Raw genomic sequence first — 24,853 nt, 5'->3', positions numbered from 1 at the left:
CGATGGCCTATCAGATCGTGTTCAAGAGAATTTACCAGCCGGTGCATGCCGAGGATGGTGCCAGAGTGCTGGTCGATCGCCTCTGGCCACGCGGCAAGCGCCGCGAGAGCCTTGCTCTTACCGACTGGTACCGGGACGCGTCCCCCTCACCTGCGCTGCGCCGTCAATACCACCTTGGCGAGATCAGCGAGGAGGTGTTCTGTACTCGCTACCGAGGAGAACTGCGGGATGCGCCCGAGAACCTGATCCCGCTGATGCGACACGCCCGGCAGGGCCGGCTGACGCTGCTATCGGCGGCCCGTGACCTGGAAGGGTCACATCTTCCGATCCTCGGTGAGGCGATCCAGAGAGCGCTATATGAAGAAGACGAGGCGGATCGCGAGCTGGCTTCTCCACCCTGCTTCGCGGATCAGCACCCTGCCGGGGGAGCATCTGGAACCTAGAACACCCTATTCATCCCATTCTGGGCCGCCACCCGGTAGGCCTCGGCCATGGTGGGATAGTTGAAGGTGGTATTGATGAAGTACTTGAGGGTGTTGGCCTCACCCTGCTGCTGCATGACCGCCTGGCCGATATGGACGATCTCGGAGGCCTGGTCACCGAAGCAGTGGATGCCGAGGATCTCGAGGCTGTCCTGGTGGAAGAGGATCTTGAGCATGCCCACGGTGTCGCCGGTGATCTGGGCCCGGGCGGTGTCCTTGAAGAAGGCCTGAGCCACCTCGTAGGGCACCCTGGCCTCGGTGAGCTCACGCTCGGTCTTGCCCACCGAGCTGATCTCGGGGATGGTGTAGATCCCCGTGGGCACATCATCGACGAAGCGGAAGTCCTCCTCGAGCATGTCGTCGCTGGCGTTCTTGCCCTGGTCGTAGGCGGCGCTGGCCAGGCTCGGCCAGCCGATCACGTCACCCACCGCGTAGACGTTCGGCACCTCGGTCCGGTAGTGATCGTCGACCTTCAGCTGGCCGCGGCCGTTGGCCTCCAGGCCGATGTTCTCCAGCCCCAGCTGGTCGGTATTGCCGGTGCGGCCGTTGGCCCATAGGAAGGCGTCGGCCCGCAGCCGCTTGCCGGACTTGAGATGCACGGTGACCCCAGTATCGTCCCCCTCCACCCGCGCATACTCCTCGTTGTGGCGGATCAGCACGCCATGCTTGCGCAGGTGGTAGGAGAGCGCATCACTGATCTCGTCGTCGAGGAAGGAGAGCAGGCTGCCGCGGTTGTTGATCAGGTCGACCTTGACGCCGAGCCCCGAGAAGATCGAGGCATATTCGCAGCCGATGACCCCAGCCCCGAAGATGATCAAGGTCCGCGGCGTATGGTTGAGGCTGAGGATGGTGTCGGAGCAGTAGATGCGCGGATGGCGGAAGTCGATGTCGGCCGGTCGATAGGGACGCGAGCCGGTGGCGATGATGAGCTTGTCGGCGACCAGTTCCTCCATGCCCTCGTGGTCGTCACGCACCAGCAGTCTATGATCGTCCTTGAAGCGCGCCACGCCGCGATACAGGTCGATGCGGTTGCGGGCATAGAAGTTGGTGCGCATCGCCACCTGCTGGTCGATGGTAACGCGGGAGCGCGCCATCACCCGGGAGAAGGAGAACCAGCGCGGCTCGCCGATGTCGCGGAACATCGGGTTGGTGTTGAACGAGAGGATCTGCTTGACCTGGTGACGCAGCGCCTTCGATGGGATGGTGCCCCAGTGGGTGCAGTTGCCGCCGACCTGCGCCTGTTTCTCGACGACCGCGACCCGCTTGCCGTGCTTGGCGGCATTGATCGCCGCGCTCTCCCCCGCCGGTCCGGTGCCGATCACCACCACGTCATAATTGTGCACTGCCATCGTCTCTCGCGGCTCCTTCTGCCCGGGTTTCCGTCAGCGGTACGTAAAAAAGGATCAAGAGCCGCCAGCCCTTGATCCTCGTCGTTCGTTTCTCGGCCTTCAGCGGCGGGTGGCGTCGTACCCCAGGTCGGCACCGCGGCTCTCGTCGCTGCGGCGACGCTCGCTGGTCTTCTTGCGGTTCTCCTCCTCGCAGACCTCGTCCTTGCCGCCGCAGACATCGCAGCCCTCCTTGAGGCCCAGGCGGTTGAGACCGCCACAGGTCCCGGCGATGGGCTTGCGACCCATGATCACGCCGACGGCCATGGCGGCCACGATCAGCAGCATGAAGGCGAATACCACCAGGTAAAGGGTCATTGCACGCTCCTAGGTAACGGAAAAGGTCGGCCATCCTGCCTGTATGACAACACGGTAGCGCTAGAGGTCCACAGTGCGGGAGGCTCTGGTGCCTGAGATGCCGACAGCAGGCGTTACGCTAAACGATCGGCATGTCGGGCTGCAGAATCGAAGGGACCGGCCTCTCGGCCGGCCCCGGGGTCGCCTTGCGGCGATCGAGATCAGCCGCCGAAGTCGTCCAACAGGATGTTCTCGGGTTCCACGCCCAGATCGATCAACAGCTTGATCACGGACGCGTTCATCATGGGCGGCCCGCACATGTAGTACTCGCAGTCCTCGGGCGCCGGGTGGTCCTTGAGGTAGTTCTCGTAGAGAACGTTATGGATGAAGCCGGTCGGCCCCTCCCAGTTGTCCTCGGGCTGCGGGTCGGAGAGCGCCAGGTGCCACTCGAAGTTGGGGAACTCCTCGGCCAGCTGGTCGTACTCCTCGTTGTAGAAGGTCTCGCGCCAGGAGCGCGCGCCGTACCAGAACGAGATCTTGCGATCGGTCTTGAGTCGCTTGAGCTGGTCGAAGATGTGGCTGCGCATCGGCGCCATGCCAGCACCGCCGCCGACGAAGATCATCTCGGCATCGGTGTCTTTGGCGAAGAACTCGCCGAAGGGCCCCATCACGGTGACCTTGTCACCCGGCTTCAGGCTGAAGACGTAGGTGGACATCAGCCCCGGCGGATGGTCGGTGTTCGGCGGCGGCGTGGCGATACGGATGTTGAACTTGAGGATGCCCTTCTCTTCCGGATAGTTCGCCATGGAGTAGGCGCGGATGACTTCCTCGTTGTTCTTGTGGGAGATGTCGAACAGCCCGAACTTCTCCCAGTCGCCCCGATACTCCTCCTCGATGTCGAAGTCCTTGAAGGAGATGTCATAGGGCGGAGCCACCAGCTGCACGTAGCCGCCGGCACGGAAGGCCACTTCCTCTCCCTCGGGCAGCTTCAGGTTGAGCTCCTTGATGAAGGTGGCGACGTTGGGGTTATCGATGACCTCGCATTCCCACTGCTTGACGCCGAAGACCTCCTCGGGGACCTCGATCTTCATATCCTGCTTCACCGGCACCTGGCAGGAGAGGCGCCAGCCTTCCTTCTTCTCGCGCAGGGTGAAGTGGGACTCCTCGGTGGGCAGGATGGCACCGCCGCCCTCCTCCACGCGGCACTTGCACTGGGCGCAGGAGCCACCGCCGCCACAGGCGGAGGAGAGGAAGATGCCGTTGGCTGCCAGGGTGTTGAGCAGCTTGCCACCGGCCTGGGTGGTCAGGGTGTGTTCGGGGTCACCGTTGACCTCGATGGTCACATCCCCGGTGCTGACGAGCTTGCTGCGGGCAGCCAGGATCACCAGAACCAGGCCGATGACGACCACGGTGAACATGACCACACCGAGCAAGATGACTGTTGTATCAACCATGTCGGTTTCCTATTGCTTGACGTTGCCTGAACCCCGGCGGCACACACGGCCGCCGGGAGAGCACGACCTGCCTCAGAGCTGGATGCCGGAGAAGGACATGAAACCCAGCGACATCAGGCCCACGGTGATGAAGGTGATGCCCAGCCCCTGCAGGGAGTCGGGAACGTCGCTGTACTTGAGCTTCTCGCGAATGCCGGCCAGCGCGGTGATGGCCAGCGCCCAGCCGGTACCGGCGCCGAAACCATAGACCACGGACTCGCCGAAGTTGTAGTTACGCTCGACCATGAACAGCACGCCACCCAGGATGGCGCAGTTCACGGTGATCAGCGGCAGGAACACGCCCAGCGCGTTGTAGAGCGCGGGCACGTACTTGTCGAGGAACATCTCCATGATCTGCACCAGGGCGGCGATGACGCCGATGTAGGAAAGCAGACCCAGGAAGGAGAGGTCGATGTTCTCGGCCCCGCTGATGCCGGTCCAGGTCAGGGCACCCTCCTGCAGCAGGAAGGTGTAGACCAGGTTGTTGACCGGCACGGTCACGGTCAGCACCACGATCACGGCGATCCCCAGGCCAAAGGCCGAGGAGACCTTCTTGGAGACCGCCAGGAAGGTACACATGCCCAGGAAGAAGGCCAGGGCCATGTTCTCGACGAAGACCGAGGCGACGAACAGGCTCAGATAATGTTCCATGTTACACGGCCTCCTTCGGCTCGGTGTTGGGCTTCATCTTGAACTCGTTCTCCTCGACCTGTTCCGGGTTGACGCTACGCAGTACCCAGATGATCAGGCCGATGATGAAGAACGCCGACGGCGGCAGCAGCAGCAGGCCGTTGGGTACGTACCAGCCGCCGTCCTGCACGGGCTGCAGCACGGTGAAGCCGAACACGCTGCCGGCACCGAGCAACTCGCGGAAGAAGCCCACGGTCATCAGGATGAAGCCGTAGCCGATGCCATTGCCGATGCCGTCCAGGAAGGACATTCCCGGCGTGTTGGTCATGGCGAAGCCTTCGGCACGCCCCATCACGATGCAGTTGGTGATGATCAGGCCGACGAACACCGAGAGCTGCTTGGACATCTCGTAGGCGTAGGCCTTGAGGATCTGGTCTACCACAATGACCAGGGAGGCGATGATGGTCATCTGCACGATGATGCGGATGGAGGACGGGATGTGGTGGCGGATCAGCGACACGAACAGGTTCGAGAAGGCCGTCACGAAGATCACCGCCAGCGTCATCACCAGCGAGACGCTCATGCTGGTGGTCACCGCCAGGGCCGAGCAGATACCCAGTATCTGCAGGGCAATGGGGTTGTTCTTGAAGATCGGCGTCGTCAGGACGCTTTTTGCATTGGCAGCAGACATGATCAGGCTCCTTCACTTTCGAGTTCGACGTCGGCGCCCTCGGCCTCGGTCTGGTCGATCCCCTCGCGGAACCGCGCCAGGTATTCACCGAAACCCTCGGGGCTGAGCCAGAACTGCAGCATGTTGGTCACGCCCTTGCTGGTCAGGGTGGCACCGGAGAGGGCATCGACCTCGTTCTCGCCACTGGCACCGCCCTTGACCAGGCTGATCGCGGGCACGAGTTCCCCTTCCTCGTCGAAGATCTCCTTGCCTTCCCACTGGGCCTGCCAGCGCGGGTTGTTGACCTCGCCACCCAGTCCGGGCGTCTCGGCGTGCTCGTAGTAGGTGATGCCGACGATGGTGTTGCCGTCCCCTTCCACGGAGAGGAAGCCGCGCATCAGCCCCCACAGGCCCTGGCCACGGATCGGCAGGATGATCTGCTCGGGATCTTCCGCATCGCCGACCAGGTAGACGGTGCTGTAGTTCTCCTGACGGGTCAGCCCGGCGATGTCCTTCTCCCCCGAGAGGGTACGGGACGCTGCCGGGTCACGACGGGCCTGGAACCCTTCATAGGTCGAGGGATCGAACTCGTCGGTGTACTCGCCGCTACGCAGATCCACCACCCGGGGCGTGATGACCGATTCGAAGGTCTCGTTCACGTCCATGCCGGATTCGTAGAGCTGGGCCACCTCGAGAATGTTGGTCTTGCGGTCCAGCTCCTGGTTGAACTCTTGCTTCGAACGCAGGGCCACCGCTGCGGTGGAGACGATGATCGAACACACGATACAAAGTGCGAACGCCACCGTCAGGATCTTCTTGATGGAGTTATTGCTCTGTGCCATCAGGCAGTCTCCTCGGCCGGCACACCGGTGCGCTGCATGCGGCGCTTGATGTTGGCCTGTACAAAGAAGTTGTCGATCAGCGGGGCGAACAGGTTGGCGAACAGGATCGCCAGCATGATGCCTTCAGGGAACGCCGGGTTGACGACACGGATCAGCACCGTCATGACGCCGATGAGCGCGCCGAAGATCAGGCGGCCCTGGTTGGTCATGGAGGCGGATACGGGGTCGGTCGCCATGAACACCATGCCGAAGGCGAAACCGCCCACCACCAGGTGCCAGTACCAGGGCATGGCGAACATCGGGTTGCTGTCGGAGCCGATCAGGTTGAAGAGCGCGCTGGTCGCTACCATGCCCAGGAAGACGCCGAGCACTATCCGCCAGGAGGCGATCTTGGTCCACAGCAGCACTACCGCCCCGATCAGTATCGCCAGGGTCGAGGTCTCGCCCACCGAGCCGGGAACGAAGCCGAGGAAGGCGTCCCACCAGCTGAACTGGCTGGAGAGGGCTGCCATGCCGTCCTGAAAGGCGATGGAGAGCGCGGTCGCCCCGGTGTAACCGTCGGCCGCCACCCAGATCGCGTCGCCGGAGATCTGTGCCGGATAGGCGAAGTAGAGGAAGGCACGGCCGGTCAGCGCCGGGTTGAGGAAGTTCTTGCCGGTACCGCCGAAGATCTCCTTGCCGATCACCACGCCGAAGGTGATGCCCAGCGCCACCTGCCACAGCGGGATGGTGGCGGGCAGGATCAGGGCATAGAGCACGGAGGTGACGAAGAAGCCCTCGTTGACCTCGTGGCCACGCTTGATGGCGAACAGCACCTCCCAGAAGCCGCCCACCACGAAGGTCACCAGGTAGATCGGCAGGAAGTAGGTGGCGCCGAGCACGAAGTTGGCCCACAGGCTGCCCGGATCATGGCCGCCGGCGAGGGTCATCATGATCGCCTCGCGCCAGCTGCCCATGGAGCTGAAGCCCTCGGAGATGGCCAGGTTGGCCTGCCAGCCGGCGTTCCACATGCCGAAGAACATCGCCGGGAAGGTACACAACCAGACGGTGATCATGATGCGCTTGAGGTCGACGCCGTCACGCACGTGAGCCGTGGTCTTGGCCACGTCGGGCGGGGCATAGAAAATGGTGTCCACCGCCTCGTAGAGGGGATAGAACTTCTCGTACTTGCCCCCCTTGTGGAAGTGGGGCTCGAGATTATCGAGTGTCTGTCGGATACCCATCATCAGGCCTCTTTCTCGATCATGGTGAGATTGTCGCGCAGGATGGGACCGTACTCGTACTTGCCGGGGCACACATAGGTGCACAGCGCCAGGTCCTCTTCATCCAGCTCCAGGCAGCCGAGCTGCATCGCCGTCTCGATGTCGCCGACGATCAGCGAGCGCAGCAGCTGAGTGGGCAGGATATCCAGCGGCATCACCTGCTCGTAGGCTCCCACCGGCACCATGGCCCGCTCGGAGCCGTTGGTCGAGGTGGTCGGCGCATAGTCGTGCAGGCCGGTGATCTTGGACAGGTAGATGCCCATCACGGAGTGGCGGTTCTTGCCGGGCGACATCCAGCCCATGAAGACGCGCTTGTTGCCCTCCTCGAGGAGGCTGACCTGGTTATGAAAGCGACCCAGGTAGCGCAGGCTGCCCTCGCAGGTGGCACCGGCGAAAACCGAGCCGGAGATGACGCGCGTGCCCTCCGGGTCGACAACTTCGCCGGCCAGCAGTTCATCGCTGCTGGCCCCGACGCGGGTACGCAGCAGGCGCGGATTCTCGGCACGCGGGCCGCCCACGGCGATCACGCGCTGGACGTCCAGCTTGCCTTCGGCGAACAGCTTCCCGAAGGCGATGACGTCCTGGTAGCCGATATGCCAGACACGCTTGTGCAGGGCCACGGGCGAGAGATGGTGGATATGGGTACCGACCAGGCCGGCGGGGTGTGGGCCAGCGAAGGTCTCGTGCTGCACGCCCTTGACGTCGGTTCCCGGGATGCGAGCCTCAGGCGCCGTGCAGAGGTAGACCTTGCCCTCGGTGAGGTGGGCCAGCACCTTGAGCCCGTCCTCGAAGGCCTCGGTCTGCTCGTTGATGATACCGGCAGGATCCGCGGCCAGCGGGTGGGTATCGATGGCCGTGACGAAGATATCGGTCGGCGCACTGTCGACGGCCGGTGTGCGCGAATAGGGACGGGTGCGCAGTGCGGTCCACAGGCCCGACTCGACCAGCTGGTCGACGACGGCCTGGCGCTCGAGGCTCTCGAGCTTGTCGCGACCGTGCGCCTTGAACTCTACCGCCTCTTCGGTCTCGTCGACCTTGATGACCACCGAGAGCAGCTTGCGCTTCTCGCCGCGGTTGATGGCGATGACCTCGCCGGCCGCCGGCGCCGTGAACCGCACCCCGTCGATCTTCTTGTCGGTGAAGAGCAGCTGGCCCAGCTTGACCCTGTCCCCCTCACTGACCTCCATGGTCGGCTTCATGCCGACATAGTCGGTACCCAGGACAGCCACATGGTGCACCGGCCGCGCGTCCTCGATTCGCGCCTCCGGCGTCCCCGCGATGGGGAGATCCAGGCCTTTCTTGACTTCGATCATAGTCTCGCCCAGTTGATGGATCGGATAGATGAAGAAAGGGGTTCGAATGGATTCGAATTCTTCTGTTTTCAGTACGTTACCAGTCAGGCCCGAGGCTCGCTCGAACCACCCCGAAAAATCCACCGTATTATAAAGAGAAGCGTAAAGGATGACCACCTGCCCTATGGTCGCAAGGGCAGTTCCGGGACAAGGGTTAAATTGTCGCAGCGCTAAGCGCCAAGCTGCCAAGCTGCCAAGCTGCCAAGCTGCCAAGCTGCCAAGCGAGGTTGTGCCGCCTACATCAGCAAAAGCAAGAACCCCCATCGGAGTCGCTCCGTGGGGGTTCCTGATCTATCTCTTCAACGCCACCCGCCCGTCACGGGTCAGCTTGGCGGCTCGGCGCTTGGCCGCTTGGCGCTGCCCTTCAGGCCCTGGCGCGCGGCAGCTTGAGGAAGTGCACGTTGGAGACGTGCTGCAGGATGCGGATCACCTGGCAGCTGTAGCCGAACTCGTTGTCGTACCAGACGTAGACCACGGCATTCTTGCCGTTGGCGATGGTCGCCTTGGCGTCGACGATGCCGGCGTGGCGGTTGCCGACGAAGTCGGTGGAGACCACCTCGGGTGAGTCGACGAAGTCGATCTGCTTCTGGTAGGGCGAGTCGAGCGACATCCGGCGCAGGAAGTCGTTGAGCGCCTCGGCGTCTGTCTCCCTCTCCAGGCGCAGGTTGAGGATCGCCATGGAAACGTTGGGCGTCGGCACCCGGATGGCATTGCCGGTCAGCTTGCCGGCAAACTCGGGCAGGGCCTTGGCCACCGCCTTGGCGGCGCCGGTCTCGGTCAGCACCATGTTGAGCGGAGCGCTGCGGCCGCGACGATCGCCCTTGTGGTAGTTGTCGATCAGGTTCTGGTCGTTGGTGTAGGAGTGCACGGTCTCCACGTGGCCGTGCTCGACGCCGAACTCGTCGTTGAGCACCTTGAGCACCGGCACGATGGCGTTGGTGGTGCACGAGGCCGCGGAGAGGATGCGATCCTCCTCACCGATATCCTGGTGATTGATGCCATATACGATGTTGGCGACGTCGCCCTTGCCCGGGGCGGTCAGGATCGCCTTGGCCACGCCCTTGCACTGGATATGCTGGCCAAGGCCCGCCTCGTCGCGCCAGATGCCGGTGTTGTCGACCACCACGGCGTTGTCGATGCCGTACTCGGTATAGTCGATCTCGGCGGGCGAATCGGCGTAGATCACCCGGATGACATTGCCGTTGGCGGTGATGGTGCGCGCCTCGGCATCCACGCTGATGGTGCCGTTGAAGGGGCCATGCACCGAATCGCGGCGCAGCAGGCTGGCCCGCTTCTCCAGGTCCTTGGCGATGTCACCGCGGCCGCGCACCACGATGGCACGCAGGCGAAGCAGATTGCCGCCACCGGCCTTCTCGACCAGCACGCGCGCCAGTATCCGCCCGATGCGGCCGAAACCGTAGAGCACGACGTCCTTGGGCTGCCCGTTGTTGCCGGCGGGATCGTGGCCATCGACGATCTCGGCCAGCTCGTCACGCAGGAAGGCCACCGGGTCGCCGCCGTGCGCCTTGTAGGCCACGCCGAGCTTGCCCACGTCGACATGGGCCGGCCCCAGGTTGAGCTCGGTCAATGCCTTGACCAGCGGGAAGGTGTCCTGCACGGAGAGCTCGGTCCCCTCGATCTTGCGCACATAGCGGTGATCCTTGAGGATGCGGATCACGCTGCGGTTGAACAGCGACCGCCCGAACATGGTCACCACCACGTTGTTGTGGCGGTAGAGGCTGCCGATCATCGGGATCATCTGCTCGGCGATCGCCTGGTTGTCGTGCCATTCCTGGAAGACGGTATCGAGGGATTGCTGACTCACGAGTAACCTCTCCTTGGTGAGAACAGTGGGGTAAAGATACCGGTGCATTATCCGGGGCGGCACCTGTCGGGGCAATCGCAGGATGGTCGCACCCGCTGTAGGCGTTTTACAGAAATCCCCTGCTGACTACAGGCCGGGCGTGAGGCTGGTATCATGCCCCCACCTCTGCACGCCGCTCACGACCACGGTTGGGTAACCGATAGCATGCCGAACTTCTCGCCGCTTGACCCGCCTCGCCCCCAGGGGCTGCGCGACATTCTCTACTGGCAGACGCCGCCGGGCAGCGCCACCGCCCTGGCCCTGGCCCACCTGGCCGAGGATGCCCCGTTGCTGGTGATCACCCCGGATACCGCCACGGCGCAGCGCCTGGAGAGTGACCTGGGCTTCTATGGCCACCTGCCGGTGCTGCCCTTCCCCGACTGGGAGACGCTGCCCTACGACAGCTTCTCGCCACACCAGGATATCGTCTCGGAGCGGCTGCGCACCCTGCGCCGCCTGCAGGACGGCGAGCACGGCATCGTGCTGGCGGCCATGAATACGCTGATGCAACGCTTACCGCCGGTGGAGTACATCGCCGGGCGTGTGATGACGCTGGAAACCGGCCAGACCCTGGACCGCGAGGGATTCCGCGACGCCCTGTCCCGGGCCGGCTACCGGGCCGTGGAGACTGTCTATGAGCCCGGCGAGTACGCCCTGCGCGGGGCCCTGATCGACCTCTTTCCCATGGGCGCCGAGGCGCCGCTGCGCATCGACCTGTTCGACGACGAGATCGATACCCTGCGCCACTTCGATCCGGACACCCAGCGCAGCCGCGACAGGATCGAGCGGGTGGAGCTGCTGCCCGCCCACGAATACTCGCTGTCACGCAGCGCCATCGCCTGCTTCCGCGAGGGCTTCGAGACGCTGTTCGACGTCGACCCACGCCAGTGCCCGCTCTATGTGGATGCCCTCAAGGGCATCCCCTCCCCCGGGCTCGAGCAGTACCTGCCGCTGTTCTTCGAGGAGACCGCCACGCTCTTCGAGCACCTGGCCGAGGGCACGCGAGTGGCCATGCTGCCCGGGGTGTTCGAGGCCGCAGAACATCACTGGGCGGCCATCGAGAGCCGCTTCGAGAACCTCGGGGTCGACCCCACACGCCCGCTGCTGCCGCCCCACCGCGCCTTCGTGCCCGTACCCGAGGCATTCGGCGCCATCAAGCGCCACCCCCGGGTGGCCCTGACCGGCGAGGCCGACCACCGGCATGCCCTGGCGCCTGCCACGCGGACCCCGCCGACGGTGACGGTGAATGCCCGGGCGAAGCAGCCGCTGGCCGAACTGGAGGGCTTCCTCGCCGACCACCCGACCACCCGGGTGCTGTTCGTCGCCGAGTCGCGAGGCCGCCGCGAGGCCCTGGAGGAGACTCTGGGGCCACTCCGTCTCGCGCTGCGTCACGTCGAGGACTTTCCCGCCTTCCTGGCCTGCGACGCACGCCTGGCGATCACCGAGGGCGAGATCGATGCCGGCCTGTGGCTGACCGATCCGGACCTGGCCGTGATCAGCGAGACCGAGCTGTTCGGCGAGGTGGTCCGCCAGAGCCGCCGCCGCGAGCGGGCCACCGATGACAACGAGATGGCGATCCGCCACCTCTCGGAGCTGCGGCCCGGCGCGCCAGTGGTCCACCAGGCCCATGGCGTGGGCCGTTACAAGGGGCTCGAGACGATCGAGGCCGGCGGGCAGGCCGCCGAGTTCGTGACCCTGGAGTATGCCGATGGGGCGCGCCTCTATGTGCCGGTGGACAGCCTGCACCTGATATCGCGCTACGCCGGCGCCGACGACGAGTTGGCGCCGCTGCATCGGCTGGGCTCCGACCAGTGGGAGAAGGCAAGACGGCGCGCCGCCGAGAAGATCCGCGACACCGCCGCCGAGCTGCTCGATATCTACGCCCGTCGCGAGGCCCGGGAGGGCTTCGCCTGCGCACCGCCCGACGCGGAGTACGCCCGCTTCGCGGCCAGTTTCCCGTTCGAGGAGACCCCCGACCAGCGCGCGGCCATCCAGGCCGTGATCGGTGACATGACCGCGCCGCGCCCCATGGACCGGGTCGTCTGCGGCGACGTCGGCTTTGGCAAGACGGAAGTCGCCATGCGGGCGGCCTTCCTGGCCGTCCACTCTGGCCGCCAGGTGGTGGTGCTGGTGCCCACCACCCTGCTCGCCCGACAGCACTACGAGAACTTCCGCGACCGCTTCGCCGACACCGCCGTGAACATCGAGTTGATCTCGCGCTTTACCGCGGGCAAGGGGCAGGCCGCGTCCCTCAAGCGTATCGAAGCGGGCCAGGCGGACATCGTCATCGGCACCCACAAGCTGCTGTCGAAGAGCACCAAGCTTCCCCATATGGGGCTGCTGATCATCGACGAGGAGCATCGCTTCGGGGTGGCCCAGAAGGAGCGTCTCAAGAGCCTGCGGGCCGAGGTGGACATCCTGACCATGACCGCCACCCCGATCCCGCGCACGCTGAACATGGCCATGAGCGGGATTCGCGACCTGTCGATCATCGCCACCCCACCGGCCCGGCGCCTGTCGGTGAAGACCTTCGTCCAGCAGCGTGACGAGGCGGTGATCAAGGAGGCGATCCTTCGCGAAATCCTGCGCGGCGGCCAGGTCTACTTCCTCCACAACGAGGTCAAGACCATCGAGACCGCCGCCGAGAAGGTGCGCGAGCTGGTGCCCGATGCCCGGGTCGGCGTCGCCCACGGCCAGTTGCCGGAGCGCTCGCTGGAGCGGGTGATGTCCGACTTCTACCACAAGCGCTTCAACGTGCTGGTCTGCTCGACCATCATCGAGACCGGCATCGATGTACCCAGCGCCAACACCATCGTCATCGAGCGCGCCGACAAGTTCGGCCTCGCCCAGCTCCACCAGCTGCGCGGCCGCGTCGGGCGCAGCCACCACCAGGCCTACGCCTATCTGCTCGCCCCGCCGCCCCGAGTGATGAGCAAGGATGCCGTCAAGCGCCTGGAGGCCATCGCCGGCGCCGAGGACCTGGGCGCCGGCTTCACCCTGGCCAGCCACGACATGGAGATCCGCGGCGCGGGCGAGCTGCTTGGCGAGGAGCAGAGCGGCCAGATGGAGGCCATCGGTTACGGCCTCTACATGCAGATGCTCGACCGCGCCGTGACGGCGATCCGCGAGGGCCGAACGCCGAATATCGAAGCCCCGCTGGACCAAGGCGTCGAGGTCAGCCTCAACCTGCCGGCTTTGATCCCCGACGACTACCTCCACGACGTCCAGCAGCGCCTGGTGATGTACAAGCGCATCGCCAGCGCCGCCGACGAGGCCGAGCTCGATGAGCTCAGGGTGGAGATGATCGACCGCTTCGGCCTGCTGCCGGACCCGGTCAAGACCCTGTTGCGCCAGACCCGGCTGCGCCAGCGTGCCGAGCGCCTGGGCATCACCCGCCTGGAGGCCGGCCCCGAGAAGGGCCGGGTGATCTTCGGCAGCCAGACCCCCGTCGACCCCCTGGTGCTGGTGGAGCTGATCCAGCGGGCGCCGGACCGCTATCGCCTGGACGGTGCCGACACGCTGCGCTTCGAGGCGGCGATGGAGAAGGCGGAGGCCCGCTTCCAGGCGACGGAACAGCTCCTCGACACGCTCAACCGAAAGGCCGAGGCGGCGTGACGGGCATCAGGACCGAGGGCCGAGGCGAGCAGATCACCTCTTCCTTGCCTCTTTACACCTCGGACCTTGCGCCTCGCCCGGCTGGCGGATTACCGCCCGTCCGGGCGATACTTAGGGTCAAGACGCCCAGGATGGGCCCATCGCAGCCCCTGACCAACGGCAACCATGAGAATATCAAGTCGATGAAGCACTCTTCCCCGTTCGGGCACGCCGCCCGATTCGCCACTGCGCTGGGCCTCTGCGCTGCGCTGACCACGCCACTCCAGGCCAGCACCGAGGCGTGGCCCCGCGGCCACTACCCCCTGCCCGAGGAGGGGGACCTGGTCGGCGAGGTCTATACCGTCGTCGCCGAGAGCGGCGACACCCTGATCGATATCGGCCACGAGCATGGCATCGGCTACGAGGAAATGGTGCGCGCCAACCCGGAGGTCAGCATCTGGGCCCCCTTCGAGGGCACCGAGGTCGTGATTCCCGGCCGCTTCATCCTTCCCGACGGGCCCCGCGAGGGTCTGGTGGTCAACGTGGCGGAGATGCGCCTCTACTACTACCCGCCGGACGGGGAGAGCGAGACGGCGCGCGTCGAGACCTACCCCATCGCCGTCGGGCGCATGGACTGGAAGACCCCGCTGGGCACCACGCGCATCACCGAGAAGGTCAAGGACCCTGCCTGGTACCCGCCGGCGTCGATCCGCCGCGAGCATGCGGAGGCCGGCGACCCACTCCCCAGCGTGGTGCCACCGGGGCCCGACAACCCGATGGGCACGCGCAAGATGCGCCTGGGCATCCCCGGCTACCTGATCCATGGCACCAACCGCCCCGAGGGCGTCGGCATGCGCGTGACCCACGGCTGCATCCGCATGCTGCCCGAGGACATCGAGGCCCTCTTCCCGCGCCTGCCCATCGGCACCCAGGTCAAGCTGATCAACGAGACGCTCAAGCTCGGCTGGGCCGACGGCACCCTGCACGTCCAGGCCTATCCCTACCTGGACGAGAAGGACGGCACCACCATCCAGCGCATCACCGAGGCCCTCGACCAGGTGGACACGGCGACCGACGGGCTCGACTACCCGGTGAACTACGCCCGTCTTCGCGAGGTCGTGGAAGTGCCGCGGGGGATGCCCGTGGCCCTGGAGGTCCCTCCCGCCCCCGAAACACTCTGGGACCGCCTGGAGCTGATCGCCGCCGACAGCGGCTCTCGAGAGCGCCAGGCCGAGGAAGGCTAAGCCTGCTGGCCTCATCGCGCAGCAAGCGCCCACCAAACGACAGGGGCCTCGCCGGTTACGGCGAGGCCCCTGTCTTGAAAGTTCCGCTACCGCCCTGTCGGGCGGTCGAGAACCATCACTTCTGCATGGAACGCTCGAACATGCGGTTCATCTCTTCGCGGTTCTGCTCGGACATCTGCAGGGCCGCTTGAGCGTCGCGCTGAGCCTGGTTAGCAGTGTTCTGCGCCTGGGTCGCAATGCTACGTGCTTCGGCAGCGTCGGCCTGGGCAGACTCGGCGGTCTGACGGACTTCTTCCAGGGCGCTGTTGGAGGCACAACCGGCCAGGATGGCCAGAGATGCAGCAGCGGCGGTCAGCTTCAGGGTAGTCTTCAGAGTCATGGTGTTCTCCTTGAGTCTTCCTTGGGTACTGCGTTGGTGTTGCCTGAAAATCAGGCTTCCTGCGGAAGCAGGCCTTCTTGCAGCGACTTCTGCTGCGAAGCACAGGAGTCAAACGCTGTTTTATAATATGCAACGGCGCTTGTCCATAGCTTAGAACGTCCCTTGCGCATGTAAAGCCTAGCGGATCACGACGCGTGTGCCAATGTCGATCAATGACGACAGACGCTCGACCTGCGGGTCGGTCACGGCCACACAGCCGTCGGTCCAGTGGAACCGCTGGTGGATGTCGGGATCCCCCTCACCGACGCCATGGATGCCGATGAAGCCACCGAGCACCGTATCCTGGGGAGGGTAGCCGTGTCGACGGTAGTAGGAGAAGTAGTCGTCATAGTCCTGCTGGCTGTATACCCCGGCCTCCAGCGCCATGCGGGCGTGGGTGGGCGTGGGGTAATCAAGTCCGATGAAGATATGGAACTTGCTGCGGCGGTTGAAGCGGTTGACCCGGAACTCGCCGAGCGGCGTGGCCCGGTCGCCCCTCTGGCGTTGCGGCCTGGCCCCCCCGCGTCCCAGCGAGATAGGCTCGAAGCGCTCGAGAAGCCGATTGCCGCGGTAGACGTTAAGCGCCGCCTCGCGGTCCTCGACCAGCACCCACAACTCGCTGTCATGGCGGGGGACGATGGCCCGGGACAGCAGGCTGTCCATCAGGTTGGCAGACGCGTGAGGCGCCAGCAGCAGCAGGGGCGAACTCAGCGCCAGCAGGCCGAAGCGGCGACGGGAGAGGTGCTTCATCGATGACGCCTCTGGAGCATGCAGGAAATGAAAGGCATTGCACTGACCGCCGTTATACCGCATTGCCTCCCGACTGTCAGGAGGGGTGAAGAGAACAACATGCACAAGGTCCGCCGGGCTCGTCAGGCGGGCAGGATGGCGCCCATCCGGAAGACCTCGCGCAGGGTGGTAATTCCGGCGGCGGCCTTGGCCAGGCCGTCGGCAAACATCAGGGTCTCGCCCCGTTCCAGCAGGCTGCGTCGCAAAACGGCGTCATCGGCATGGCGTAGCAACAGGGCATGATCCTCGGGGGTAGGCTGCCAGATCTCGAATACCCCGGTACGCTCCCGGTAGCCCAGGCCGTCACAGTGCTCACAGCCCACCGGCGCCCACGCATGCTCTGGCACCTCGAGCCCCACCGCCTCGAGCCACTGGACATCCTGAGACGGCGTTGGCCGCTGTTCACGACACTGCTCGCAGAGCCGGCGCACCAGACGCTGAGCGATCACCAGGCCAAGGCTGGCGCTGATCTCGGCATCTTCCAACCCGAGATGTCGCAACGTGGAGACAGCCCCCACGGCATCGCGACTGTGCAGTGTCCCCATCAGTGACCTGCCGCTTCCGGCCACGCTGACGGCCGCCGCGGCGGAGCCCGGGTCACGTATCTCGCCGATCAGCACGTAGTCCGGGTCCAGGCGCAGCATGGAGCGGGTGCCGGTGGCGAAGTCGAGCCCGTTCTCGGCGTCCACCTGGATCTGGTTGATCCCGGGGATGGCGTACTCCACCGGATCCTCGAGCGTCACCACGTGACTGTCGGTGAGGCGCAGCTGGTTCAGCAGGGTGTAGAGAGTAGTGGTCTTGCCGGCGCCGGTGGGGCCCGCCACCAGCAGCATGCCACCGGTCGCATCCATCCAGCGACGAATCCCTCGCGCCCCCTGCTCGCCGATCCCCAGCGAGAGGGTATCGTGGAAGGTCCGGGGAGGTGCGAGAAAGCGGATGGCCAGCTTCTCCCCGCCGACACAGTTCACGGCGGTCACCCGCAGGAAGGTCTCTTCCACACCCTCTTCGCCGGGGGGCCAACTGAAGCTTCCTTCGCTGGCGACCCGCGAGGGCATGGGGTCGAGCCGGGCGAGCACCTTGAACTGGTTGGCCAGTTGGAGTCCATCGCCGACCTCGAGGTCCAGGGCGTCGATGACCCGACCGTCGATGCGCAGGCGAATGCGCCATCGCTCACGGGAAGGATCGAGGTGGATGTCGCTGGCCCGCGCGCGAATGGCATCCTCGAGCAGCACGTGGGCCATCAGGGTGTCATCGTCAGGCCCCGGGGGGTCGGCAAACAGGGCCTCGAGGCGCGGCAGGAGCCGACGCCCCACCGGCTGGCGTTCTTCCGCCATCAGTCTTGACGCTCGACGATGAACTGGGACATCAGCTTGTCGGTTCGACCGCGCAGGTGCATCTCGGTCCTGTCGAAGGGAAAGCGCTCGATGTAGTCACGGTTGACCGGCGGCTTGTGGACATGCACCAGGGCTGCCTCGAGCCGCTCGCGATAGACATAGGTCGCCGCCGCCACGCTATAACAGAGGACCTCGCCGGGTTCCAGTCGGCTAGCCCACTCATCACGCAGCTCGTGATGGCGAATGCGTTGGCGCACGTCACCGGATTCACCGATATAGAGCAACCGCTCGATGCCGGGCTCGCCATCGTCTGCGGCCGTGCCGGCATAGACACAGAAGATCCCCGATACGTCAGGAATCTCGCCAAGCTGCTTGTCCGTCCAGTAGCCCAGCAGCTTGAGTGACAGGATCTGATCCGACATCGCTTTCTCCTCAGTAGTCCTCGAGTCGTTGCATGTCGCGGGCAAGGCGGCGAACCTCGGCCTCGTGACCGCTGGAGAGCGACGCGAAGAACTCGCGTTCGGCCTCCACGGATGCCCGCTCGACACGATGAGCATACAGGTCCTGAAGCGTCCTGTGCATGGTCAGCGCCGTGGACAGCACGTCTTGCACGCTGTCGCACGACATGCACTCGATGAGGCGATCGAGCGTGGGGGCATGGGGAAAGTCGGCGGGATCGTCGAACCAGGTCTCGAGCACCTTGCGATGGTCGCTCTGTTCCTCGAGGTAGTTGGCCAGCTCGATCTGCATCTTGCGCTCGTGTTCGGCCAGGTACTCCAGTGCCATGCGTACCCGATCGTTCACGTCACCGGCGGCCAGCTGGTCATACTGCTCGGCGAGTCCCCGGTGGTAGTCGGCCGCCCAGGCGACCAGTTCCTTGACCTGATGAAAGCGCATTGCGACTCCTCCTACTGATGCCCTGACACGGGCGGATAGTCCATGCCTTCATCCTAGCCAAGCCGCATCCATCACGCTTGATGCATATCAATGCCTGAGCAGACCGCCAGCGGTCGCCCGACTCGCCTCATCACGGGCACCGCGGCTTCTATCGGCCTGTCCCTGGCGCGACGAGCAGCCCGGCACTGTTGCCGACCACGCTGAGCGAGCTCAATGCCATGGCCACGACCGCCACCTGGGGGGGAACCGCCATCCACACCACCAGGGGTAACGCCGCGCCGTTGTAGAGCGCCGAAAGCCAGAGGTTCTGGCCCATCACCCGCCGGGTCCTGCGGGCGATCTCGATGACGTCGCGCACCCCGCCCGGCCCCGGTCGCAGCAACTGGATGGCCGCCGCATCCCGGGCCGCCGTACTGGCCCCGAGCGCCGCTACCCCCAGGCTGGCGGCGGCCAGGGCCGGGGCATCGTTGATGCCGTCTCCCACATAGAGCGAGGGTCGCGGCAATGCATTCACCAGGGCAAGCTTCTGCTCGGGGGGTCGTCCGGCAAAGCAGGCCGAGCGTGCCAGTCCCAGCGCGTCGCCCAGCCGCTGCACCGGCGAGGTACGATCCCCGCTGATCAAGGCCACGGCGAGCCCCTCGCGTCTCAGGAAGGCGAGCAGCGGCGCGGCCGCCGGGTCCGGGGCATCGGCCAGCCAGAGGCTGCCGAGCCAGCACCGGCCACGCGCCAGGTCGACCCGGGTGTCGGCCGGCTCCTCCGCGGCCTCCCTGGGGAGTATTACGCCCTCCGAGGCCAGCCATGCCGGTGAACCGATACGCAGGGTATCGCCCTCCCCGCCCCGCATCGGGGGCTCCAGCCAGGCGATGCGCCCACCGCCGGGGTGCTCCTCGACCCGCCAGGGCGCCTCTCCCTCCAGCAGCCCTGCGGCCAGGGCATGGCGACGAATGGCCTGCCCCAGCGGATGCTCACTGCCCCACTCCACCCGGGCGGCCAGGCGCAGCAGTTCCTGGCGCGTCACGCCCGCCGCGGGCTGCAGGGAAGTCACCGAGAGCTCGCCCAGGGTCAGGGTGCCGGTCTTGTCGAAGGCGACCGCACGCACCTTGCCGGCCTGCTCCATCGCGCCTGGGTCGCGGAACACCACACCCTGATCCAGGGCCTGGGCGCTGCCGGCCAGGCTGGCCAGGGGCACGGCCAGCCCCACGGCACAGGGACAGGCCACCACCAGCACCGACAACGCCCGTACCAGGCTCTCCTCCAGCGTTACACCCAGCAGCAGCAATCCCGCCAGGGTAAGCAGCGAGAGCCCCAGGGCGAGCGGCGAGAGCCAGGCGGCAAACCGCTCGGCGACGAGACGCAGGCGCCCCTTGGTGGCCTGCAGGCGCTGCATCTCGCGATAGAGGCGATCCATGCGGCACTCCCCGGCCCGGGCAGTGACCACCAGGGTCAGGTCAGAGCAGCGATTGCGACTGCCGGCGACCACCGGATCCCCGCGGGTCAGCCGACGCGGCCGGCTCTCGCCGGTGAGCGGTGATAGATCGAGCCAGGCACCGCAATCGAGCAGCGCGCCATCCAGCGGCACCGTCTCGCCTGCGGCCACGCGAACTCGCTCGCCCAGGGCCACCTCGGCCAGGGGGACGCGCACCTCGCCCCTTTCGCGCTGCACCGCGACATCAGGGGGCGCCGTCACCAGCCCTTCGAGGGCGCGCAGGCCGCGATAGCGTGCCAGGGTCTCGACCCAGCGCCCCACCAGCAGCAGCATGATCAGCATCACGGCGGTATCGAAGTAGACCTCCACGCTACCTCGCCACAGCAGCCACAACGAGATCGCCATGGCGGCGGCTACCCCCAGCGACACCAGCGCATCCATGCCGGGGCGCCCGGCCCACAGGGTTCGCCAGGCGGCCCGATAGAAGGGCATCCCGGCGTAGAGCACTACCGGGAGGGCCATGGCGCCCGATACCCAGGCCAGCACCCGCGCGAGGTGTGGCTCCGGCATGGCGCCGGCATAGATCAACAGCGATGCCAGCAGGGTCCACATGCCGAACAGCGCCGCCACTGCCAGCCGCCCGACCAGGTGCCGACTCTCGGCGTCGAGTCGCGCCTCGGCGTCGGGTGCCGACTCCAGGCTCCTCAGGCGATAGCCCAGCCGCACGACCTCGGGGTCCAGCGCCTCACGGCGGATGATGTCGGGCTGCCCCCTCACCAACAGGGTAGCGGTGGCATAGTCGACCCCGACCCGGGCCATGCCAGGCAGGCGACCCAGGCGATGCTCGATGGCCAGGGCGCAGCCGGTACACCACATGCCCTCGAGGGAGAAGAGCGCCTCCGCCTCGCTCGGGACATCGGTCTCCGGGTGACCCATATCCGCGTCGCTAGAGAAATCGGTGGAGAGCACCATGCCGTCCCCCAGGCCGTCAGAGGCAGGGAGGCAGCGCGACCAGCGGCAGCCCCACGAAGGCCACCCCGCCGGCCGCAAAGAGATGCAAGCCGGCCGCCACGGCAGCGATGAAACGCGCGGCCCTGACCGGCTCTCGGCGCACCGCCGACAGGCAGCAACGGGCCAGCCACAGCAGCGCCCCCAGTGTCGCCAGGGTGAAAAGGCCCAGCCACAGATTGAGCGCGGTCAGCGCGCCCTGCCCAGGAGCAGGAGGCGCCACGGCGCAGGCTATCGAGAGCCCCCCATAGAGCGCCACGAACCACAGGCTCCAGATCGTCAGCCCCAACAGCAACTGCACGGGGTGGCCAGGGTTACGCCAGGCAGTGTGAGCGGTCATGGGCCCCCTCCGATCACGCGTGGCAGCAGGCCGGTGGCGGCCGCCAGGATCCAGTAGCTGCCCAGCTGGTAGCGCCAAAGCAGTGCCACCACCCGCGGCTCGAGGGGCAGCCGGGCGCTGACATAGCCCAGCGTGGCGCGACGTGCCTGGAGGACGGTGAGCAGGGAGACCAGCCCGCCGTGAAGCAGCACATAGAGCAGGCCCACCAGCAGCACCGCATCTTGGGCACTGGCGGTGGGGGCGAGCCCTGCCTGCCACAGCATCACCACCGCCAGCAGCAGGTGCAGGCCGCCCAGGGCGGCGATGCCGTAGAGGGCGGCCGCGAGTCCCGCGTCCTCACCGGCGTCCAGGGCTCGCAGCCGGCGCTCCAGCCAGCCCACCGCCACGAGCAACAAAGTGCCGGCGCCCAGCAACAGGGCCAGGGAGAGCGGAGACGACGCCGGCATCTGCCAACGGGGCGAGACGGCCCAGAGATAGAACCAGCCGAACAGCAGCGAGAGGAAGAAGGCGCCATCGGCGAGCAGCGCCACCCCCATGGTCCAGCGGCCCGGCCCATCCTGGGTGCGCGAATGCAGCGGCGGGTCCACGGGCTCGTCGTGTCCCAGGGGCGCCGCCAGCGGGTGGCCTCCGTTCTCCCAGGACCAGCGCAGCAGCAGCACGCCGGCCGCCATGAAGGCGGCGAGGGCCAGCGGATAGAGCCGCATCAACAGGCTGATGCAGACCACCGCCAGCATCAGGGCGGCGGCCAGCGGCCACCAGCTGCTGGTGGGCAGGTGGATGATGTCGCGCACCCGCCCGGTCAGCGCCTCGCTGCCGATCAGCTCGCGGCGACCGTGGGTGCTACCCGCCAGGGCATGCTCGCCGCGGGCGATCTCCGCGCCGAGCCGGGGGTTGTCCCACAGCGGATGGCGGGTCTCGACGCGCGGCAGGCTGGCGAAGTTATAGGAGGCCGGCGGCATCGCCAGGCTCCATTCCAGGGTGTCGGCGCCCCAGGGGTTGCGCGGCGACGGTCGTCCGAAGCGGGCGTGCAGGGCCAGGTCGAGCAGCACCGTGGCGATGCCCGCTGCCATCATGAAGCCGCCCACCGAGGAGACCAGGTTGTAGGGCTCCCAGCCCAGGCCGGCGTCATAGGTGTAGACCCGGCGTGGCATGCCGAGCAGTCCCGTGACGTGCATGATCAGGAAGGTCAGGTTGAAGCCGAGAAAGGTCAACCAGAAGCCGAGGCGCCCCAGCCGCTCGGAAGGCAGGCGGCCGGAGACCAGCGGCAGCCAGTAGTAGAGCCCCGCCAGCAGCGGGAAGAGCATGCCCCCCACCAGCACGTAATGCAGATGGGCCACCACGAAGTGGGTGTCGTGGACCTGCCAGTTGAAGGGGACCAGCGCCAGCATGACCCCGGTGAGGCCGCCGCAGACGAAGATGACCAGAAAGCCCAGGATCCACAGCATCGGCAGGGTCATGCGCGGCCGCCCCAGCCACAGCGTGGCCATCCATACGAACACCTGGATGGCGGTGGGCACCGCCACCAGCATGCTGGCCGCCGAGAAGAAGGCCTGGGCCAGCTGAGGAATGCCCACGGTGAACATGTGGTGGACCCAGAGCCCGAAGCTGATGAAGCCGGTGATGAGGATCGCCGCCACCACCCAGCCGTAGCCGACGATGGGACGTCCGGCGAACACCGGGATCAGGGTCGAGACGATACCCGCCGCGGGCAGGAAGATGATGTAGACCTCGGGGTGACCGAACAGCCAGAACAGGTGCTGCCAGAGGACCGGGTCACCGCCGCCCTCCACCGCGAAGAACGGCATGCCCGCGGCGCGCTCCAGTTCCAGCAGGACACTGCCCAGGATCAGCGGCGGGAAGCCCACCACGATCATCAGGGCCATGGCCAGGATGTACCAGGCGAACAGCGGCATCCGGTGCAGCGCCATGCCGGGCGACCGGGTACGCAGGATCGACACCGTGAGCTCGACTCCCGCCGACAGCGCCGAGATCTCGACGAAGGTGATGCCCAGCAGCCAGAAATCCGACCCCAGGCCCGGCGAGAACTCACCGCTGCTCAAGGGGGTGTACATGAACCAGCCGCTGTCCGGCGCCATCTCCAGCAGCAGGCTGGCGAACAGGATGATGCCCCCGAACAGGTAGCACCAGTAGCCGAAGGCGGTGAGCCGCGGGCAGACCAGGTCCCGGGCGCCGATCATCTTGGGAATCAGGTAGATCGCCAGCCCCTCCAGCATGGGAATGGCGAACAGGAACATCATCACCGTGCCGTGCATGGTGGTGACCTGGCTGTAGATATCGGGTGACATGAAGTCGTGGTCGGGCAGCGCCAGCTGGGCGCGCACCAGCATCGCCAGCACCCCGCCGAGCAGGAAGAAGACCAGGCCTGTGGCCATGAAACGCAGCCCCAGGGTGCTGTGGTTGACCACCGTCAGGGCACGCCAGCCGGTGGGATTGCCCCATACCGCCTCGAGCTCGCGGTGCAGCCGCTGGGCCTCGGAGGACCTGTCGGGAAGCGTCTCGCTCATGGGCGCAGGGTCTCCAGCCAGGCACCGATCGCCTCGAGGGCCTCGGTGTCGAGTTGGTCATGGGCGGGCATGTGGTTGCCGGGCTTGAGTCGCTGATGCTCGGCAAGCCAGCGGGCGATGGCGCCCTCCTCCATGGCCATGACCCCGGCTCCCAGGGTGGCGCGGCTGCCGATATCGGAAAGATCCGGCCCTTCACGACCGTCGGAGAGCCCCTCGACCCGGTGACAGCGGGCACAGTGCTCGACGAAGGTCTCCCGGGCGACGTCATGGCCCTCGGCCTGGGCGGGCGGCGAGCGACGCGCGGCCAGCCAGGCCTCGAATTCCTCCGGCGCCATGGCCTCCACGTGGAGATGCATGCGGGCATGCTGGGCCCCGCAGAACTCGGCGCACTGGGCGCCGAACACGCCGGGGTCGTCGGCCTCCAGCCGAATGCGGTTGACCCGCCCCGGCAGCATGTCGATCTTGCCGCCCAGGCGCGGGACCCAGAAGGCGTGGATCACGTCGCCACCGGTGACGTGGAAGTCCACCGGCTCGCCGGCAGGCATCGCCAGCTGGTTGGCCGTCACCACCTCGCCGGCCTCGTCGGGGTAGCGAACCTCCCACCACCACTGATGGCCGACCACCTCGATCGTCCGGGGGGATTCGCCACCGGGCAGCGGCAGCGGCAGCAGGCGCTGCCCGGCCGGTACGCCGAAGGCGAGCAGCAGCAGGATCGTCACCCCGGGCAGCAGGATGCCCCCACCGAGGATCCAGCGCAGCGCCAGCCGGCGCTCCTCCGACGGCGACCGCTCGGGGTGCTCGCGACGGCGGAAGGCGGCGAGCCACGTCCCCACCACGCCCAGGAACACCAGGGAGAAGGCCGACAGCATGCCCCACCACAGCCAGGCCACGTCGCGCGCCGCCGGCCCCGCGGGGTCGAGGATGGAATGCTCCCCCGTGCACCCGGCCAGCAGCAAAGAGAGCAGCACCGCCGGCTTGACCCCCATGCGGCGGCGGCCTTC

The 24,853-nt window shown here is 66.4% G+C and carries 21 protein-coding genes; 3 read left to right on the top strand and 18 right to left on the bottom strand.

Features of this window, described 5'->3' with window-relative positions; translation table 11 throughout:
- Nucleotides 1–2 precede the first annotated feature (2 nt).
- Nucleotides 3–443 (top strand): DUF488 domain-containing protein, encoded by a 441-nt coding sequence (locus QLQ83_RS16310; RefSeq protein WP_282736567.1) that lies wholly within the window; start codon nucleotides 3–5, stop codon nucleotides 441–443.
- Here the strand turns inward: QLQ83_RS16310 and sthA are convergent.
- The 9 genes from sthA to QLQ83_RS16265 all read right to left on the bottom strand — a co-directional run bounded on the left by sthA (nucleotide 440) and on the right by QLQ83_RS16265 (nucleotide 10,238).
- A complete protein-coding gene (gene sthA, locus QLQ83_RS16305; RefSeq protein WP_282736566.1) occupies nucleotides 440–1,831 on the bottom strand; it encodes a Si-specific NAD(P)(+) transhydrogenase in 1,392 nt (463 codons plus the stop codon). The genes QLQ83_RS16310 and sthA overlap by 4 nt on opposite strands.
- 99 nt (nucleotides 1,832–1,930) lie before the next feature.
- Nucleotides 1,931–2,185: a (Na+)-NQR maturation NqrM gene (gene nqrM / locus QLQ83_RS16300; RefSeq protein ID WP_282736565.1), complete on the bottom strand. Its 255-nt coding sequence runs from the start codon at nucleotides 2,183–2,185 to the stop codon at nucleotides 1,931–1,933.
- A 200-nt stretch (nucleotides 2,186–2,385) separates the two neighbouring features.
- Nucleotides 2,386–3,618, bottom strand: coding sequence for an NADH:ubiquinone reductase (Na(+)-transporting) subunit F (gene nqrF / locus QLQ83_RS16295; RefSeq protein WP_282736564.1), 1,233 nt, complete (start codon nucleotides 3,616–3,618; stop codon nucleotides 2,386–2,388).
- Nucleotides 3,619–3,690: 72 nt separating this feature from the next.
- Nucleotides 3,691–4,308 (bottom strand): NADH:ubiquinone reductase (Na(+)-transporting) subunit E, encoded by a 618-nt coding sequence (gene nqrE / locus QLQ83_RS16290; RefSeq protein WP_133635501.1) that lies wholly within the window; start codon nucleotides 4,306–4,308, stop codon nucleotides 3,691–3,693.
- A 1-nt stretch (nucleotide 4,309) separates the two neighbouring features.
- The gene (locus QLQ83_RS16285; RefSeq protein ID WP_282736563.1) at nucleotides 4,310–4,978 is read right to left on the bottom strand and encodes an NADH:ubiquinone reductase (Na(+)-transporting) subunit D; all 669 of its coding nucleotides are present in this window, start codon (nucleotides 4,976–4,978) and stop codon (nucleotides 4,310–4,312) included.
- Between the two features lie 2 nt (nucleotides 4,979–4,980).
- Entirely contained in the window at nucleotides 4,981–5,799 is an 819-nt protein-coding gene (locus QLQ83_RS16280) for a Na(+)-translocating NADH-quinone reductase subunit C (protein ID WP_282736562.1), read from the bottom strand.
- The gene (locus QLQ83_RS16275; RefSeq protein ID WP_282736561.1) at nucleotides 5,799–7,025 is read right to left on the bottom strand and encodes an NADH:ubiquinone reductase (Na(+)-transporting) subunit B; all 1,227 of its coding nucleotides are present in this window, start codon (nucleotides 7,023–7,025) and stop codon (nucleotides 5,799–5,801) included. The genes QLQ83_RS16280 and QLQ83_RS16275 overlap by 1 nt, the downstream gene beginning before the upstream one ends.
- Nucleotides 7,025–8,374, bottom strand: a complete 1,350-nt coding sequence (locus QLQ83_RS16270) for a Na(+)-translocating NADH-quinone reductase subunit A (protein ID WP_282736560.1) — start codon at nucleotides 8,372–8,374, stop codon at nucleotides 7,025–7,027. Before QLQ83_RS16270 ends, QLQ83_RS16275 begins: the two co-directional genes overlap by 1 nt.
- Before the next feature lie 403 nt (nucleotides 8,375–8,777).
- Entirely contained in the window at nucleotides 8,778–10,238 is a 1,461-nt protein-coding gene (locus tag QLQ83_RS16265; protein ID WP_282736559.1) for a glyceraldehyde-3-phosphate dehydrogenase, read from the bottom strand.
- A 204-nt stretch (nucleotides 10,239–10,442) separates the two neighbouring features.
- Here QLQ83_RS16265 and mfd point away from each other — a divergent pair, with 204 nt between their 5' ends.
- On the top strand, nucleotides 10,443–13,892 hold the full coding sequence (mfd, locus tag QLQ83_RS16260) for a transcription-repair coupling factor (protein ID WP_282736558.1): 3,450 nt from the start codon (nucleotides 10,443–10,445) through the stop codon (nucleotides 13,890–13,892).
- A gap of 182 nt (nucleotides 13,893–14,074) precedes the next feature.
- On the top strand, nucleotides 14,075–15,115 hold the full coding sequence (locus QLQ83_RS16255) for a L,D-transpeptidase family protein (protein WP_282736557.1): 1,041 nt from the start codon (nucleotides 14,075–14,077) through the stop codon (nucleotides 15,113–15,115).
- A gap of 115 nt (nucleotides 15,116–15,230) precedes the next feature.
- On the opposite strand, the gene QLQ83_RS16250 is transcribed toward QLQ83_RS16255, so the two are convergent.
- From QLQ83_RS16250 to coxB, 9 genes are all read right to left on the bottom strand, one after another.
- On the bottom strand, nucleotides 15,231–15,494 hold the full coding sequence (locus QLQ83_RS16250) for an Lpp/OprI family alanine-zipper lipoprotein (RefSeq protein WP_282736556.1): 264 nt from the start codon (nucleotides 15,492–15,494) through the stop codon (nucleotides 15,231–15,233).
- 177 nt (nucleotides 15,495–15,671) lie between these two features.
- Nucleotides 15,672–16,283 carry a L,D-transpeptidase family protein gene (locus QLQ83_RS16245; protein ID WP_282736555.1) on the bottom strand — a complete coding sequence of 204 codons (612 nt, stop codon included), beginning with the start codon at nucleotides 16,281–16,283 and terminating at the stop codon, nucleotides 15,672–15,674.
- Nucleotides 16,284–16,405: 122 nt separating this feature from the next.
- On the bottom strand, nucleotides 16,406–17,656 hold the full coding sequence (locus QLQ83_RS16240; RefSeq protein ID WP_282736554.1) for a GspE/PulE family protein: 1,251 nt from the start codon (nucleotides 17,654–17,656) through the stop codon (nucleotides 16,406–16,408).
- Complete coding sequence (locus tag QLQ83_RS16235; protein ID WP_282736553.1) at nucleotides 17,656–18,078, bottom strand: GIY-YIG nuclease family protein; 423 nt, start codon at nucleotides 18,076–18,078, stop codon at nucleotides 17,656–17,658. The genes QLQ83_RS16240 and QLQ83_RS16235 overlap by 1 nt, the downstream gene beginning before the upstream one ends.
- Nucleotides 18,079–18,088: 10 nt before the next feature.
- Entirely contained in the window at nucleotides 18,089–18,553 is a 465-nt protein-coding gene (locus QLQ83_RS16230) for a 2-hydroxyacyl-CoA dehydratase (RefSeq protein ID WP_282736552.1), read from the bottom strand.
- A 148-nt stretch (nucleotides 18,554–18,701) separates the two neighbouring features.
- Nucleotides 18,702–20,951, bottom strand: a complete 2,250-nt coding sequence (locus tag QLQ83_RS16225) for a heavy metal translocating P-type ATPase (RefSeq protein ID WP_282736551.1) — start codon at nucleotides 20,949–20,951, stop codon at nucleotides 18,702–18,704.
- A 16-nt stretch (nucleotides 20,952–20,967) separates the two neighbouring features.
- On the bottom strand, nucleotides 20,968–21,327 hold the full coding sequence (locus QLQ83_RS16220) for a hypothetical protein (protein ID WP_282736550.1): 360 nt from the start codon (nucleotides 21,325–21,327) through the stop codon (nucleotides 20,968–20,970).
- A complete protein-coding gene (gene ctaD / locus QLQ83_RS16215; RefSeq protein ID WP_282736549.1) occupies nucleotides 21,324–23,852 on the bottom strand; it encodes a cytochrome c oxidase subunit I in 2,529 nt (842 codons plus the stop codon). The genes QLQ83_RS16220 and ctaD overlap by 4 nt, the downstream gene beginning before the upstream one ends.
- Nucleotides 23,849–24,838, bottom strand: coding sequence for a cytochrome c oxidase subunit II (gene coxB / locus QLQ83_RS16210; protein WP_282736548.1), 990 nt, complete (start codon nucleotides 24,836–24,838; stop codon nucleotides 23,849–23,851). Before coxB ends, ctaD begins: the two co-directional genes overlap by 4 nt.
- Between the last annotated feature and the right edge of the window lie 15 nt (nucleotides 24,839–24,853).

The sequence above is a fragment of the Halomonas rhizosphaerae genome (assembly GCF_030010555.1).
Lineage (GTDB): Bacteria > Pseudomonadota > Gammaproteobacteria > Pseudomonadales > Halomonadaceae > Halomonas > Halomonas rhizosphaerae.
This window is presented reverse-complemented; position numbering and strand designations above follow the sequence as displayed.

Excerpts from the sequence above, each read along its gene's own strand:
- QLQ83_RS16310 (WP_282736567.1), top strand. The coding sequence starts at position 3 with ATGGCCTATCAGATCGTGTTCAAGAGAATTTACCAGCCGGTGCATGCC.
- sthA (WP_282736566.1), bottom strand. The coding sequence starts at position 1,831 with ATGGCAGTGCACAATTATGACGTGGTGGTGATCGGCACCGGACCGGCG.
- nqrM (WP_282736565.1), bottom strand. The coding sequence starts at position 2,185 with ATGACCCTTTACCTGGTGGTATTCGCCTTCATGCTGCTGATCGTGGCC.
- nqrF (WP_282736564.1), bottom strand. The coding sequence starts at position 3,618 with ATGGTTGATACAACAGTCATCTTGCTCGGTGTGGTCATGTTCACCGTG.
- nqrE (WP_133635501.1), bottom strand. The coding sequence starts at position 4,308 with ATGGAACATTATCTGAGCCTGTTCGTCGCCTCGGTCTTCGTCGAGAAC.
- QLQ83_RS16285 (WP_282736563.1), bottom strand. The coding sequence starts at position 4,978 with ATGTCTGCTGCCAATGCAAAAAGCGTCCTGACGACGCCGATCTTCAAG.
- QLQ83_RS16280 (WP_282736562.1), bottom strand. The coding sequence starts at position 5,799 with ATGGCACAGAGCAATAACTCCATCAAGAAGATCCTGACGGTGGCGTTC.
- QLQ83_RS16275 (WP_282736561.1), bottom strand. The coding sequence starts at position 7,025 with ATGATGGGTATCCGACAGACACTCGATAATCTCGAGCCCCACTTCCAC.
- QLQ83_RS16270 (WP_282736560.1), bottom strand. The coding sequence starts at position 8,374 with ATGATCGAAGTCAAGAAAGGCCTGGATCTCCCCATCGCGGGGACGCCG.
- mfd (WP_282736558.1), top strand. The coding sequence starts at position 10,443 with ATGCCGAACTTCTCGCCGCTTGACCCGCCTCGCCCCCAGGGGCTGCGC.
- QLQ83_RS16255 (WP_282736557.1), top strand. The coding sequence starts at position 14,075 with ATGAAGCACTCTTCCCCGTTCGGGCACGCCGCCCGATTCGCCACTGCG.
- QLQ83_RS16250 (WP_282736556.1), bottom strand. The coding sequence starts at position 15,494 with ATGACTCTGAAGACTACCCTGAAGCTGACCGCCGCTGCTGCATCTCTG.
- QLQ83_RS16245 (WP_282736555.1), bottom strand. The coding sequence starts at position 16,283 with ATGAAGCACCTCTCCCGTCGCCGCTTCGGCCTGCTGGCGCTGAGTTCG.
- QLQ83_RS16240 (WP_282736554.1), bottom strand. The coding sequence starts at position 17,656 with ATGGCGGAAGAACGCCAGCCGGTGGGGCGTCGGCTCCTGCCGCGCCTC.
- QLQ83_RS16235 (WP_282736553.1), bottom strand. The coding sequence starts at position 18,078 with ATGTCGGATCAGATCCTGTCACTCAAGCTGCTGGGCTACTGGACGGAC.
- QLQ83_RS16230 (WP_282736552.1), bottom strand. The coding sequence starts at position 18,553 with ATGCGCTTTCATCAGGTCAAGGAACTGGTCGCCTGGGCGGCCGACTAC.
- QLQ83_RS16225 (WP_282736551.1), bottom strand. The coding sequence starts at position 20,951 with ATGGTGCTCTCCACCGATTTCTCTAGCGACGCGGATATGGGTCACCCG.
- QLQ83_RS16220 (WP_282736550.1), bottom strand. The coding sequence starts at position 21,327 with ATGACCGCTCACACTGCCTGGCGTAACCCTGGCCACCCCGTGCAGTTG.
- ctaD (WP_282736549.1), bottom strand. The coding sequence starts at position 23,852 with ATGAGCGAGACGCTTCCCGACAGGTCCTCCGAGGCCCAGCGGCTGCAC.
- coxB (WP_282736548.1), bottom strand. The coding sequence starts at position 24,838 with ATGGGGGTCAAGCCGGCGGTGCTGCTCTCTTTGCTGCTGGCCGGGTGC.